Source organism: Hymenobacter sp. UYAg731, assembly GCF_054061335.1.
In genome coordinates this window covers 1,021,068-1,034,751 of sequence record NZ_JBSSEC010000001.1, presented here as the reverse complement: position 1 = coordinate 1,034,751, position 13,684 = coordinate 1,021,068, and the positions used below count along the sequence as shown (strand labels likewise).

14 protein-coding genes are annotated in these 13,684 nt (G+C 62.1%); 11 read left to right on the top strand and 3 right to left on the bottom strand.

Annotated features, from left to right (window positions below):
• Positions 1-35 precede the first annotated feature (35 nt).
• The 6 genes from argS to ACVWYF_RS04425 all read left to right on the top strand — a co-directional run bounded on the left by argS (position 36) and on the right by ACVWYF_RS04425 (position 5,804).
• Positions 36-1,829 carry an arginine--tRNA ligase gene (gene argS / locus ACVWYF_RS04450; RefSeq protein ID WP_457065027.1) on the top strand — a complete coding sequence of 598 codons (1,794 nt, stop codon included), beginning with the start codon at positions 36-38 and terminating at the stop codon, positions 1,827-1,829.
• Positions 1,830-1,973: 144 nt separating this feature from the next.
• Positions 1,974-2,555 (top strand): LOG family protein, encoded by a 582-nt coding sequence (locus ACVWYF_RS04445; RefSeq protein ID WP_457065025.1) that lies wholly within the window; start codon positions 1,974-1,976, stop codon positions 2,553-2,555.
• A gap of 104 nt (positions 2,556-2,659) precedes the next feature.
• Entirely contained in the window at positions 2,660-3,244 is a 585-nt protein-coding gene (locus ACVWYF_RS04440; RefSeq protein WP_457065023.1) for a glutathione peroxidase, read from the top strand.
• 153 nt (positions 3,245-3,397) lie between these two features.
• Positions 3,398-4,294 (top strand): 1,4-dihydroxy-2-naphthoate polyprenyltransferase, encoded by an 897-nt coding sequence (locus ACVWYF_RS04435; RefSeq protein ID WP_457065021.1) that lies wholly within the window; start codon positions 3,398-3,400, stop codon positions 4,292-4,294.
• Positions 4,295-4,311: 17 nt separating this feature from the next.
• Entirely contained in the window at positions 4,312-4,878 is a 567-nt protein-coding gene (locus tag ACVWYF_RS04430; protein ID WP_457065019.1) for an RNA 2'-phosphotransferase, read from the top strand.
• Between the two features lie 107 nt (positions 4,879-4,985).
• Complete coding sequence (locus ACVWYF_RS04425) at positions 4,986-5,804, top strand: SDR family oxidoreductase (RefSeq protein ID WP_457065017.1); 819 nt, start codon at positions 4,986-4,988, stop codon at positions 5,802-5,804.
• 72 nt (positions 5,805-5,876) lie between these two features.
• Here ACVWYF_RS04425 and ACVWYF_RS04420 read toward each other — a convergent pair whose 3' ends face one another.
• The gene (locus ACVWYF_RS04420; RefSeq protein ID WP_457065089.1) at positions 5,877-7,580 is read right to left on the bottom strand and encodes a DEAD/DEAH box helicase; all 1,704 of its coding nucleotides are present in this window, start codon (positions 7,578-7,580) and stop codon (positions 5,877-5,879) included.
• A gap of 342 nt (positions 7,581-7,922) precedes the next feature.
• Here ACVWYF_RS04420 and ACVWYF_RS04415 point away from each other — a divergent pair, with 342 nt between their 5' ends.
• The 5 genes from ACVWYF_RS04415 to ACVWYF_RS04395 all read left to right on the top strand — a co-directional run bounded on the left by ACVWYF_RS04415 (position 7,923) and on the right by ACVWYF_RS04395 (position 12,005).
• Entirely contained in the window at positions 7,923-8,669 is a 747-nt protein-coding gene (locus tag ACVWYF_RS04415) for a class I SAM-dependent methyltransferase (RefSeq protein ID WP_457065014.1), read from the top strand.
• Between the two features lie 51 nt (positions 8,670-8,720).
• Positions 8,721-9,044, top strand: coding sequence for a hypothetical protein (locus ACVWYF_RS04410; RefSeq protein WP_457065012.1), 324 nt, complete (start codon positions 8,721-8,723; stop codon positions 9,042-9,044).
• Positions 9,041-9,730 (top strand): ATP-binding cassette domain-containing protein, encoded by a 690-nt coding sequence (locus ACVWYF_RS04405; protein ID WP_457065010.1) that lies wholly within the window; start codon positions 9,041-9,043, stop codon positions 9,728-9,730. Before ACVWYF_RS04410 ends, ACVWYF_RS04405 begins: the two co-directional genes overlap by 4 nt.
• A 50-nt stretch (positions 9,731-9,780) precedes the next feature.
• Positions 9,781-11,004, top strand: coding sequence for a CaiB/BaiF CoA transferase family protein (locus ACVWYF_RS04400; protein WP_457065008.1), 1,224 nt, complete (start codon positions 9,781-9,783; stop codon positions 11,002-11,004).
• An 86-nt stretch (positions 11,005-11,090) separates the two neighbouring features.
• Positions 11,091-12,005, top strand: coding sequence for a hypothetical protein (locus ACVWYF_RS04395; protein ID WP_457065006.1), 915 nt, complete (start codon positions 11,091-11,093; stop codon positions 12,003-12,005).
• Positions 12,006-12,075: 70 nt separating this feature from the next.
• On the opposite strand, the gene trpS is transcribed toward ACVWYF_RS04395, so the two are convergent.
• Together trpS and ACVWYF_RS04385 are read right to left on the bottom strand one after the other, a co-directional pair.
• Complete coding sequence (trpS, locus tag ACVWYF_RS04390) at positions 12,076-13,050, bottom strand: tryptophan--tRNA ligase (protein WP_457065004.1); 975 nt, start codon at positions 13,048-13,050, stop codon at positions 12,076-12,078.
• 9 nt (positions 13,051-13,059) lie between these two features.
• Positions 13,060-13,668: a hypothetical protein gene (locus ACVWYF_RS04385; protein ID WP_457065002.1), complete on the bottom strand. Its 609-nt coding sequence runs from the start codon at positions 13,666-13,668 to the stop codon at positions 13,060-13,062.
• Positions 13,669-13,684 lie beyond the last annotated feature (16 nt).

Below are 13,684 nucleotides of genomic sequence, written 5' to 3'. Positions count from 1 at the left end.
GGAGGGAGGTTGCCGCCAGCCCGTACCTTTGCCCCGTGCAACAGTTAGAAAACTCCCTCAAAACCGCCCTGCAAACCGCCGCTCAGGCAGTTTTCGGCGTTGAAATCCCCGTCGCCAGCCTCACGCTCCAGCCCACGCGCAAGGAGTTTGCCGGCAGCTTTACCCTCGTCACCTTCCCGCTCACCAAAGCCCTGGGCAAGGGGCCGGAGCAAATTGGCCAGGCCCTGGGCGAGTGGCTGAAAAGCAATGAGCCCCGCGTGAGCGGCTACAACGTGGTGAAAGGCTTCCTGAACCTCGAAATCGCCGATTCGGAGTGGCTGGCCGTGTTTGAGCAGCTGCGCGCCCAGCCCGCCACCGCGCCCGTGGCCACCGACGGCCCGCGCAACGTGGTAGTGGAGTACTCGTCGCCCAACACCAACAAGCCCCTGCATCTGGGCCATTTGCGCAACAACTTCCTGGGCTACTCGGTGGCCGAGATTCTGAAAGCTACCGGGGCCACCGTCACCAAAGCCAACCTGGTGAATGACCGCGGCATCCACATCTGCAAATCGATGATTGCCTACCAGCACTTCGGCCAGGGCGAAACCCCCGCCAGCGCCGGCCTGAAGGGCGACCACCTCGCCGGCAAGTACTACGTGCTGTTCGAGAAGCATTACCGCGAGGAAATCCGCCAGCTCGAAGCCGAAGGCGTGACCTCCGACATCGCCAAGAAAAGCGCCCCCCTCATGGCCGAGGCCCAGCAGATGCTGCAAGCCTGGGAAGCCGGTGACCCCGCCGTAAAAGCCCTCTGGAGCCTGATGAACGGCTGGGTCTACGAAGGCTTCGACGCTACTTATAAGAACATTGGCGTTGATTTCGACCAGTTTTACTACGAGTCCGAAACTTACTTGCTGGGCAAGGAGCGGGTAGAGGAAGGCATTGAAAAGGGCGTGTTTTTTAAGAAAGAAAACGGCTCGGTGTGGGTCGATTTGCAGGCCGAGGGCCTCGACGAAAAGCTCTTGCTCCGCGCCGACGGCACCAGCGTCTACATCACGCAAGACCTGGGTACGGCCGAGCTCAAATACCAGGATTTCGGCTACGATAGCAGCATCTACGTCATCGCCGACGAGCAGAACTACCACATGCAGGTGCTGCAAGCCACCCTCAAAAAGCTGGGCAAGCCCTACGCCGACGCCATCCACCACCTCAGCTATGGCATGGTGGATTTGCCCTCGGGCAAGATGAAATCGCGCGAAGGCACCGTGGTCGATGCCGACGAGCTGGTGCGCGACGTAGTGGCCGCCGCCAAAGCCGCCACCCTCGAAAAAGGCAAAACCGAAGGCCTTTCCGATGCCGAGTTAGAGGAGCTCTACCACATGCTGGGCCTGGGCGCGCTGAAATACTACCTGCTGAAAGTGGACCCCAAAAAGCGCATGCTCTTCAATCCCGAAGAGTCGGTGAGCCTGGAAGGGCACACGGGGCCGTTCATCCAGTATTCGCACGCCCGCATCGCCGCCATCCGCCGCAAAGCCGCCGAGCTGGGCCTTGATGGCCAGGCCGATTGGAGCCAGGTTGCCGGCCTCGAACCCACCGAGCAGGAGCTGATTCAGGAGCTGGCCCGCTACGCCCCGGTAGTGGCCGAAGCCGCCCGCAACCTCTCGCCCGCCGTGATTGCGCAGTACGCCTACGATTTGGCTAAGGCCTATAATAGGTTCTACGCCGAGGTGTCAATTTTTCAGGAAACCGACGTGGCCAAGCGCAGCCTGCGGGTGGCGTTGTCGGCCCGCGTGGGCGAGCAGATAAAGGCGTCGCTGGGCCTGCTGGGTATCAATGTGCCCGAGCGCATGTAGCGCGAAGCTCCGGCTTCGCGTATCGCCGCAGAGCGGCGAATACTGGCAATTACTTAAATTGCTTTAACCGCGCGATTTCACACTAACATCCCTCCGCCGCTCTGCGGCGATACGCGAAGCCGGAGCTTCGCGCTACATCTACTTATGAAAAGCATTGCCGTTTACTGCGGTTCCAGCGCCGGAACCAACCCTAATTACATCACCCAGGCGCAAGCCCTCGCCGCCGCCATGGTGGCCCAGGGCCTCACGCTGGTGTACGGCGGCGGACGCGTGGGCCTCATGGGCACTATCGCCGATGCCGTGCTAGCCCAGGGCGGCCAGGTTATCGGCGTTATCCCCGATTTTCTGGATGCCAAGGAGCTGGCCCACAAAGGCTGCACGGAATTGCACGTCGTGAAATCCATGCACGAGCGCAAGCTCATGATGGCCGACCGCGCCGATGGCTTTATTGCCATGCCCGGCGGCTACGGCACCCTCGAAGAGCTGTTCGAAGTGCTGACCTGGGGCCAGCTTGGCCTGCACAACAAGCCGGTGGCCCTGCTGAACGTGGACGGCTACTACGACTTGCTCCTGCAATCCCTCGACCGCATGCGTGACGATGAGCTGCTGCGCGCCGAAAATCGCGCCCAACTCCTGCAATCGGCTGACCCGCAGGAGTTGCTGGCGCAGATGGCAGCGTATAAGCCGGTGCAGCTGGAGAAGTGGCTCACGCCGCCGACAACGTGATTGTAGCGCGGACTCACAGAGTCCACGCTACGAGCGACAGTCCGAAACCCTATTCCCCTTCGTATGGTTACGCTCGCAACTGCGCAAACTCTTACCTTCAACTCATGAAAAAATCTCTTCTTCTCACGCTGGCCACTGCTGCTACGGCTGTGGTTTTCATCGCCGCCAGACCGGCCGCTCCCCTCGCCATGACCACGCCCGCCGAAACTGCTGCCGCCGCTTCCGTGTATGATTTCACCGTGAAATCCATCGATGGCAAGGAAGTGAAACTGAGCAAGTACAAAGGCAAGAAATTGCTGATTGTGAACACGGCTTCGAAGTGCGGCTTCACCCCGCAGTATAAGGAGTTGGAAGAGCTGTCGAAGAAATACGGCAATAAGGTGGTCGTGCTGGGCTTCCCGTCGAACAGCTTCAAGCAGGAGTTGACTTCCAACGAGGAAGTAGCCTCGTTCTGTGAGAAAAATTACGGCGTGACCTTCCCACTCTTCGAAACGGTTTCGGTGAAAGGCGACGACGCGACGCCGCTCTATAAATACCTGTCGGACAAAACCAAAAATGGCGCGGTAAGCGATGCCCCGAGTTGGAATTTCTGCAAGTACCTGGTCGACGAAAAAGGCCACGTTGTAAAGTTTTACAACTCGAAAGTGACGCCCCTGAGCCCCGAGCTGGTGGCCGATATCACGAAGTAGTTCCTGCCGTTTTCTGAATCAATTCAGAACGTCATGCTGAGCGAAGCCGAAGCATCTCCACCGCGTAACTAAATTTGATTAGTTCTGCGGTGGAGATGCTTCGGCTTCGCTCAGCATGACGTTCTTTTTTGCTGTTTGATTTTCCTTTTGCCCATGTCACCCTGGATTTCCGCATTCCGCCCCCGCACGCTGCCACTGGCCCTGGCCAGCATCCTCACGGGCGCGTTCCTTGCCGCCGCCACCGGCCAGTTCAACAGCCTGGTAGTTGGCCTAGCTGCCCTCACCACCATCCTCCTTCAAATCCTGAGCAACCTCGCCAACGACTACGGCGACTCCCAGAACGGGGCCGACAGTGTGCATCGCGAAGGCCCGCAACGTGCCGTACAAAGCGGGGCCATCACCCCGGCCCAAATGAAGCGCGGCATGTGGATTTGCGGCTTGCTGGCGCTGGGTAGTGGCCTCGCGCTGCTGTGGGTGGCGCTGGGCGCGGCCGGATTGGGGCTGTTTCTGGCGTTTCTGGCGCTGGGGCTGGCGGCCATCTGGGCGGCGGTGAACTACACGGCGGGGGCCAACCCCTACGGCTACGCGGGTTTCGGCGATATTTCGGTGTTCCTGTTTTTCGGCATCGTAGGCGTGTGCGGTACGTATTTTCTGCAAACACGGACGCTGCCGCTGCAAGTGCTGCTGCCGGCTGCGGCGCTCGGCTGCTTCGCCACGGCGGTGCTGAACGTGAACAACATTCGGGACATTAAATCAGATATTTTGGCGGGTAAAATTACGATTCCGGTGCGGCTGGGCCCGATTCATGCGCGGCGCTATCATTGGCTGTTGCTCATCCTGGGTATTGGCTGTGCTACGGTATTTGTGGCCCTCACGTATCATTCGCCGTGGCAGTGGCTGTTTGCGTTGGCAGTGCCGCTGTTCGTCTTCAATGCCATTCAGGTATGGCAGCGGCAGGAATCCATGCAACTCGACCCGCTGCTGAAGCAGATGGCGCTGAGCACGCTGGTGTTCACGTTGCTGTTTGGGGTGGGGCAGGTGCTGGGGTAAAATATAGCGCGTTACTTTTGGTCATACTTTCCGAAAAAGAAACTACCCGCCGCAGCAAGCTGCTGAGCCTGGTGCTGCGCCACGAACCCGCCCACATCGGCATCAGTCTGGATGAACAAGGCTGGGTATCAGTGCCTGAATTATTGGCGCAGCTGGCCAAACACCAGCAGCCGCTGACGCTGCATGAGCTGGAACACATCGTGGATACGAACGCTAAGCAGCGCTTCCGCTTCAACGACGACCGCAGTCGGATTCGGGCCAGCCAGGGCCATTCGGTGGAAGTAGCGCTGGGCTATACGCCCGTGGTGCCGCCCGAAGTGCTATACCACGGCACGGCCGTTCAGCACCAAGAAAACATCCTGCGGGAAGGTCTGCGTAAAATGGCCCGACATCAGGTACACTTGAGTGCCGACGTAGCCACGGCCCGCACTGTGGGCCAGCGCCACGGCCGGCTGGTGCTGTTCGAAGTAGCGGCCGGGCTGCTGCACCGCGCCGGCCAGTCTTTCTACCAAGCCGATAACGGCGTGTGGTTGACGGACGAGGTGTCGGCGGCGTATCTGCGCCAGCTTCCCGAAATGGTGTAGCGAGGTTGAGAGGGAGTTAAGCCGGCCCGCCGCAAAATATTGTGGGCTGCTGAGCGTCTGCACGCGCGACCAGGTCGCAACGACCCGGGTACTCATTCTCTCCAATCATGCCCAAAACCGTTTTCATCACCGGCACCTCCACCGGCATCGGTGCCGCTGCCGTACGTCTTTTCGCCCAGCACGGCTGGCAGGTGGCCGCCACCATGCGCAACCCGTCCGACGCAAAATTTGACGACCTGCCCAACGTCCGTGTCTACGCCCTCGACGTGACGGATGCTGCTGCCGCCCCCCTCGCCATCCAGCAGGCGCATGCCGATTTTGGCAGTCTAGATGTTCTCATCAACAACGCGGGATACGGCCTCGTTGGCCCGTTTGAAATGGCCACGGATGCCCAGATTCAGGACCAGTTTGCCACCAATGTCTTCGGCGTTTTTGCCGTGACGCGGGCGGCGCTACCCATTTTTCGGACGCAGAAGTCCGGCGTTATCATCAACATTACCTCGGTGGGCGGGCGCACGGCTTTTCCGATGAATTCGCTCTACCACGCCACCAAATTCGGTCTCGACGGCTTCTCTGAGTCGCTTTGGTACGAGCTGGCCCCGTTCGGCATCCAAGTGAAAGTGGTAGCCCCCGGCGGCGTGGCGACGGATTTTGCCACCCGCTCCCTCAAAATGACCATCGACCCAGCCGATGTAACCGACCCCTACGCCCCGCAGGTGCGCAGCGTGCTGACCGCCTTCAGCGAGCGCGGCGGCGCGGCCAGCCAGCCCGAGCAGATTGCCGAAGTCATCTACACCGCCGCCACCGATGGCACCTCGCAGCTCCGCTACATCGCCGGCGATGATGCCAAGGGTATTCTCGGCGCGAAAGCCCAGATGAGCGAAGCCGATTTTGCCGCGATGATTCAGAAGAATTTCGGCGTGTAGCCCCAGTTGGTGAGCATTAAGCATAAAAAAAGCGGCCCCGGAAGGCCACTTTTTTTATGCTTGGGGCCGTGCTTATTCGGCTGGCGCAGCCGAAGCAGCGGGGGCTTCGCCCGCGGCCGGAGTGGCCGAGCCTTCGGGCTTGGGGCCTCTGTTGCGGTTGCGGCCCCCACGGCTGCGGCTGCGCTCGCCGTCGGCACGAGGTTCGCGGGCCTCGCCTTCGGGCCGGGGCTCGCGGGGCGGGCGGTTTTCGCCTTCAGCACGCGGCTCACGCGGCGGGCGAGGCTCGCCTTCCGGGCGTGGGGCGCGAGGTTCGCGGGGCGGGCGGGCCTCTCCTTCGGGGCGCGCAGTGCGCTCGGGGCGGGGGCCACGGTCGCGGCGCTCTTCGCCTTCGGGGCGGGGCGGGCGCTGGTAAGGCACGGTGGGCGCGTGGCCGGCATCGAGGGCCGCCAGGGCATTCTTGGCGGCGGCGAGTCGTTCCAGGTGCTTGGGGTCTTTGGGGTCGGGGGCATCACGGCGGGGTTTGCCATCATCGCGGCCTCCGCCGCCGCTGCCACCTTCGCGGCGGGGGCCACGGTCACTGCCTTCGGGGCGAGGACCACGGTCGCGGCTGCCGCCGCCGCCGTGGCCACCACGGGCCGGGCGGCCGCCGATTTTACCACCCAGGCCGGCGAAGCGCTTGGGGTCGAATTCCGGGGCTGGACCCAGGCCCAGTTCCTCGGTGATGGCGCGCTTTTCGAGGTCACGCTCGATGAGCTTTTCGATTTTCAGTACCCGGTCCTGGTCTTGGTCCGAGATGAAGGTGATGGCCGTGCCCTTGGTGGCGGCGCGGGCGGTGCGGCCGATGCGGTGTACGTAGTCCTCAGCGGCGCGGGGAATGTCGTAGTTCACGACGTGGCTCAGTGAGTCGATGTCGATGCCGCGGCTGAGCACGTCGGTGGCTACCAAGATGGGGAACTGCTTGTTTTTAAAGGCGCGCATGATTTCCTCGCGCTCCTCCTGGGTGCGGTCGGAGCTGATGCCCCGGGCCTCGATACCGAGCTTGTTCACGGCCTTGACGATACCGCCCACGGCTGCTTTTTGGCTGGTGAAGAGCACCATGCTCTGCACGTCCTGGGTTTTTATGATGTGCTCCAGCACGTAAATTTTCTGGCGGTCATACGCCATGTAGAGCTGCTGGTCGATGCCGGCGGCGGGCTTGGACACGGCCAGGCGGATTTCCTCGGGATTCTTCAGAATCTGCTGCGAGAAGTCGCGGATTTTGCTGGGCATGGTGGCCGAGAACAGCAGCGTCTGGCGCTCCTTGGGCAGCTGGCGCACGATGTTGAAGATGTCATCGCTGAAGCCCATGTCCATCATCTTATCGGCCTCATCAAGCACCAGATACTTGATTTGGTCGAACTTCACGTAGCCCATCTGCAAATGCGCGATGAGGCGGCCGGGCGTGGCGATGATGATATCGGCCCCGCTCGTGAGGGCGCGTTTTTGCTGCTCCCAGTTCTCGGATTTGCCGCCACCGTAGATGGCTATCGAGCTGGCTTCCACGTAGTAGCCGAAGCCCATCACCTGCTCGTCAATCTGGGTGGCCAGCTCGCGGGTAGGCACCAGAATGAGGGTGGTGGTGTGGCCGTGCTTGGCGTGCGAAATCTTGTCGAGCAGCGGCAGCAGGTAGGCGGCGGTTTTGCCGGTGCCCGTTTGGGCGCAGGCAATCAGGTCTTTACCGTCGAGAATTTTGGGGATGGCCTGCTCCTGAATGGGGGTGGCCTGCTGGTAGTTCATGGCGTCGATGCCAGAGAGCAGGTCGTCGTGGAGGTTAAATTCGTGAAACGTCAAGGTTCAGCTTATTGAAAGTTGTAAAAGGCTGACCTTGATGCCGTGGTCAGCAAACCGCTTGATTTGGGGTAAAGATACGCCGGGCGGCGGGTGTTGCGCGGTGGGCGTTTGATTGGGGAAAGGCCGTCATGCTGAGCGCAGTCGAGGCATCTCTACTGCTTCGCCTCCTGCCAGAACTTCACCCCCGACCCCTCTCCAAAAGAGAGGGGTGCCTGACAAAGCGGTAGAGATGCCTCGGCTACGCTCGGCATGACGTTCTTTGAGTTTCTCAATACTTTTCTCTCCCTCATGCCCGCCCTCGACCGTTTCTCCACCCAAGCTGCCGACTACGCCCGTTACCGCATTGCCTACCCCGCCGAGCTCTATAACTGGCTTTTGCCCCAGGTAGAAAGCCGCGAGCGGGCCTGGGATTGCGCCACCGGCAACGGCCAGGTAGCGGCGGTACTGGCCGATTCATTCATCCGGGTCGATGCCACCGACCTCAGCGAAAACCAGTTGGCTCAGGCTCCGCTACGCTCCAACATTCACTACCAGCGCGCCACCGCCGAGTACACGCCCTTCCCCGAACAGCGCTTCGACCTCATCACCGTGGCCCAGGCCGTGCATTGGTTCGATAGCGAAGCCTACCACCGGGAGGTGCGCCGCGTGGCCCGCCCCGGCGCGGTGCTGGCTGAGTGGGGCTACCAGCTGTGCCGCCTCGAAACGCCGGAGTTGAACCAGGTGCTGGATTCCTTTCACGACGTGACCTCGGCCCCGTATTGGGACGCCAACCGCCGCCACATCGAAAACGAGTATGCCAACCTGCCCTTCCCGTTTATCGACGTGCAGCAGGCGCGATTTGCTGCTGTAAAGCTCTGGACGGCAGGCGATATGCTGAATTATCTGCGCACCTGGTCGGCCACGGCCAACTATGCCCGCCAGCACGCCGGAGACGATATGGTGGCCCTGGTGGCCGACGAGCTGACGCAGCTGTGGGGGCCGCAGGCACGCTCTGCCACGTTCCCCATATTTGCCCGGGCCGGGCGGGTAGAATAATCGGCGGGCCGCCGCGTTGACCCGCTGAACCAAGCGTTTTCGATGACTATTTTGACTACCCAATTACGGGCCGTGGCCTTGTTTTACCGCAGTGTCGCGCCGTTTATGCTGGGCATTTCGGGGCTGATACTGCTGGCCGTGCTGCTGCCGGCCATCCACGAAGGCTGGAGCGGCGGCCTGCTGCCGGGGCTGCTACTCACCAAGCTGGCCACCGCGCCGGTGGTGTGGTACCTGGCGGAGCAGCTGCGGCCCGGCCAATACTGGTTTTATTTCAACCTGAACATGTCGCGGCGGCGGCTGTGGGGGGCGGTGGTGGCGCTGGATGGGCTGCTGTTTCTGGGCGGTGCCTTGCTCATGCGAGCCGTATTATCGTGAGCAGGGCCGATGAAACCCCGGCCAATCCGCAGGTACTGGAAGCGGATGGTATCCGCATCGTGTTCGGCGAGCGGCAGGTGCTGGGCAGCATCTACCTACGGGTGCAAACCGGCCAGATTGTGGGCCTGCTGGGCCGCAACGGCAGCGGAAAGTCGGTGCTGCTCCAAACCATTTTCGGCGCCCGCGCCGTGGCCGATGCCTCGGTGCGCGTGAACGGCCGGCACGCAGTGCCCGCCTTCCGAGTGCCCGGCCTGCTGAACTATTTGCCCCAGGAGCCGCTGTTGCCCCCGTCGCTGTCGCTGGCCCAGGCGGCCCGGCTGCTGGGTGTCGACCTCGAAAAAGCCACCGCCCGCTTCCCGGAGCTGCGCGCGCAGTTTGGCAGCCGCGTGGGGGAGCTGTCGGGCGGTTCGGCGCGGCTGGTGCAGGCGCTGCTGCTGCTGCATCAGCCCACGGCCTTCTCGCTGTTCGATGAGCCGTTTTCGGGGGTGATGCCGGTCCATGTCGAAACCCTGGCCGAGGAAATGCAGCGCCTCAAAGCACACAAAGGCCTGCTCATCACCGACCACCGCTACGCCGAGGTGCTGCCCATCTGCGACGTGGTGTACCTGCTGCACCAGGGCCGGCTGCTGAAACTGGACGGCGACGTGCGCGAGCAGCTGCGCGACTATGGATATTTGGCGAGTTAAGGCAATTTGTAGCCCGGCGCGTAGCTTGCCGGTTCTCCCAGCATTCTGGTATGTCGTTGCCACTTCCCTTCGCTCATCTCCGCGTCCTCGAACTTGCCTCGGTGCTGGCCGGCCCGCAGGTGGGCCAGTTTTTTGCCGAGCTGGGGGCCGAAGTCATGAAAATCGAAAGCCCCGCCGGCGATGTCACGCGCACCTGGAAAACCAGCGCCGAAACCGCCGCATCAACTGCTACGCAGGTCGCGGCTGAAACTTCCGTTTCAGCCTATTTCGCCGCTTCCAACTGGGGCAAAAGCTCCCTGGTGCTGGACCTGACCACCGCCGCTGGTCAAGCCGCGCTGCACCACTTAGCCACCCAGGCCGATATCGTGCTGGCCAGCTACAAGCCCGGCGACGCCGAAAAGCTGCGCGCCGATTACGCCACGCTGTCCGCCCAAAACCCGCGTCTGCTCTACGGTCACCTCACCGGCTACGGCCCCGATAATGCCCGCGCCGGCTATGATGCCGTGCTGCAAGCCGAAGCCGGGTACCTGCACCTCAACGCTGCCGGCCCCGGTCAGCCACCCCAGAAAATGCCCGTGGCCATGGTCGACCTGCTGGCCGCGCACCAGTTGAAGGAGGGCTTGCTTACGGGGCTGTTTCAGCGTGAAAGAACCGGACGCGGGGCGCTGGTGCAGGTCAGCCTGCTCGACAGCGCCCTTTCAGCCCTCGCCAACCAGGCCGCCACCTACCTCGTCACGGGCCACGACCCGCAGCCGCTGGGCTCGGGCCACCCCAGCATCGTGCCCTACGGCACCGTGTACCGTGCCGCCGATGGCCGGGCGCTGGTGCTGGCCGTGGGCTCCGATGGGCAGTTCCGGCAGCTCTGCGCCGCGCTGGGCCGCCCGGAGTGGGCCACCGACGCCCGTTTTGCCACCAACCCGGCCCGCGTGGCGCACCGCCCGGAACTGGAAACGCTACTAACCGAAACCATTGCCGCCGTGGGGGGCAACGAACTGCTGGCCGAGCTAGAGCTCCGCGCCGTGCCCGCCGGGGCCGTGCGCACGGTGGGGGAGGCCCTGCGCCAGCCCACGGCCCAGGCCATGCTGCTGCCGGGCCACGGTGCCGGCCCGCCGGGCCTGCGCACGGTGGCTTTCCGCAGTTCCCAATGGGCGGTGGCGGGCCGGTTGAGCGCGCCGCCGGGCCTGGGCACGGCCGCAAATGTCCGCTTCACGCCGGATTCATCAGCGCCGAGTGAAACTACGGCCCCGCTTGCTTTCGTACCTCCTGCAACCTGAGTGGCCCATGCCGGCCGCGTTGTCGTGCCTTGAAAAGATAATTTCCTGCCCGTGCTGCGTTTCTTCGCGGCTTATTCCCCTTCCGCATGGCTAAATCATCCCCTAAAAAAAGCACCGCCTCTGGCTTGTTAATCAACCCCGCGCCAGTGGCTACGCCGGAACCCAAGCCTGCGTCGGCCCGCCGCAAACCCGCGAAAGCGGCTAAATCCAGCAAAGCAGCGGCCGAAAATCCCAACGCTCCCGTTCCGGTGGTGTCCGAAACGGGCCATACCGGGGCCACCGCCACCAACAACCGCCCCACGGCCGAGGCCGGCTCGCCCACCGAGGCCCCGGCCGACCGCCTCAACCAGATTTTCGAGGGCCTCAAGCAGAAGTCCACCGCCAAGCAGGCCATCTACCGCAACACCCAGGCCGCCTTCGACTGCCTGCGCTTGGTGTCGCAGGAGCTGGTGCTGGAACTCAGCCACAAGCTCACACCCCTCGATTCCAGCGTGGTGATTGAGTACCGCTCCATCAACGACATGGAGTTTCACATCCGGTTTTCCGGCGATTTGCTGGTGTTCGTCATGCACTCCAACATCGTCACCTTCCCCGACGACTATGGCCCCATGCCCAGCAAATACGTCGAAGCCGACTTCCGCCGCCGCTTCTTCGGCCACATCATGGCCTATAACTTCATGGCTGACAGCATCAAGTACCAGCGCCTGAACGACCCCGGCTACCTCGTGGGCCGCCTGCTGGTCAACATCAACAACCACTACTTTCTCGAAGGCGTGCAGCAGCTCGAACTGCCCGACAACGACATGAGCGACAACCCGGTAACGCCGGAATCCATGCGCCTGTTCGTGGAAAGCGCCATGATTGCCGCCGTCAACAACGACCTCATCGCCCCGCCACTGCCCGAAATTCAGAAAATATCGGTGAAGCAAAAGCTGGAAAACCAGCAGGTGAGCCGCGGCAGCAAAGTTGGCTTCAGCTTCTCGGCCGAGCAGATGTTTTAAATGATTAATGGTTAGAGGTCAGTGATTAAGCAAACCCCATCATTAACCACTCACCGTTAACCATTAATCATTACTTCCCGTAGCCCACCTTCTGGCGCACCTTGGCCAGCACGCCCGCGCCGTATTCTTGCGCCCGTTGCGCGCCAATGGCCAGCGCGGCATCCAGCTCCGGTAGGTTGTTCATGTAGAAGTCAAACCGCTCGCGCTCCACGGCAAAGCGGCGCAGAATCAGCTCATACAGCTCCTTTTTGGCGTGGCCGTAGCCGTAGCCGCCGGCCAGGTAGTTGGCGCGCATTGTCTCTATCTCGGCCGGCGTGGCCAGCAACGAGTAAAGTTTAAACGTCACATCGGTATCCGGGTTCTTGGGTTCTTCGAGCGGCGTGCTGTCCGAAATAATGGTTTTGATGGCCTTCATCAATTCTTTTTCGGGTAGAAAAATATCGATGATGTTGCCGTAGCTCTTGCTCATCTTCGCGCCATCGGTGCCGGGAATAGTCATCAGCTCGGCGTCGACGCGGGCCTGGGGCTCCACCAGCGTGTCGCCGTAGCGGCTGTTGAAGGCTTTGGCAATGTCGCGGGCAATTTCGAGGTGCTGAATCTGGTCTTTGCCCACGGGCACGATTTCGGCGTCGTAGAGCAGGATGTCGGCCGCCATCAGCACCGGGTAAGTGAAAAGGCCGGCGTTCACGTCCGACAGCTTATCGCTCTTGTCCTTGAAGCTGTGCGCGTTGGCCAGCATGGGGTAGGGCGTGAAGCAGCTCAGGTACCAAGTCAACTCCGTCACCTGCGGCACGTCGGACTGCCGGTAAAACAGGTTTTTCTCGGTGTCGAAACCGCAGGCCAGCCACGCGGCGGCCACGGCGTAGGTGTTGGCGCGCAGCACTCCGGGGTCGCGCACGGTGGTGAGCGAGTGCAGGTCGGCGATGAAATACAGCGAGTCGTTGGCCGGGTTTTTCGACAGCTCGATGGCGGGCAGGATGGCCCCCAGCAGGTTGCCGAGGTGCGGGCGGCCGGTGCTCTGGATGCCGGTAAGAATGCGGGACATATGAATTAATTAAGGTTTCAGCCGCACGCCCTGGTTGTAAGCATGCACGGCGGCCACGAGCTGGGCGCGGCTGATGCCATTGATGGCAAATTGGCGCTGGAGCACCGGGTCGGCCGGAAATAGGGCGGCTACGAAGCCGCCGGGCGCGAGTTTCTGGTCGAACCCCGGCGAGCGGCTGGGACTGTACGCAAAGAACGCACTCGTGCCGGCTTTGCGCAGCACCGGCAGCTTCGCGTGGGCCTTAAAATTCGGCCCCATTTCCACCTGATAATGATAATAAAACAGCTCCACCGGCCCGGTTTCGAGGATTTCGAGCAGCGCGGGCTCCTTGAAATCCGCATCGGTGCCGCTGAGAAAGCGGAAATCGTTCGCCCGCATAAAGCGGTGGTTTTCCACGGTAAAAGCGGTGACCTCGGCGGCGTGGAACTTGCGCTCCTTGCCGTTTTTAACGCCCACCATCATCGTGGGGCTGCCGTTTTCGGCCAGGGCCAGCTTCAGCGAAGCCTCGCCTTTGGAGCCGTTGGCCAGCTGATAGGTGCCGGGGGCAAAAATAAACTGAGCATGGGCCACGGCGGGCAGCAAAAAGGCCCCGGCTGCCAGGAGATAGAATAGTCGCATGGCGGTGAAATGGCAA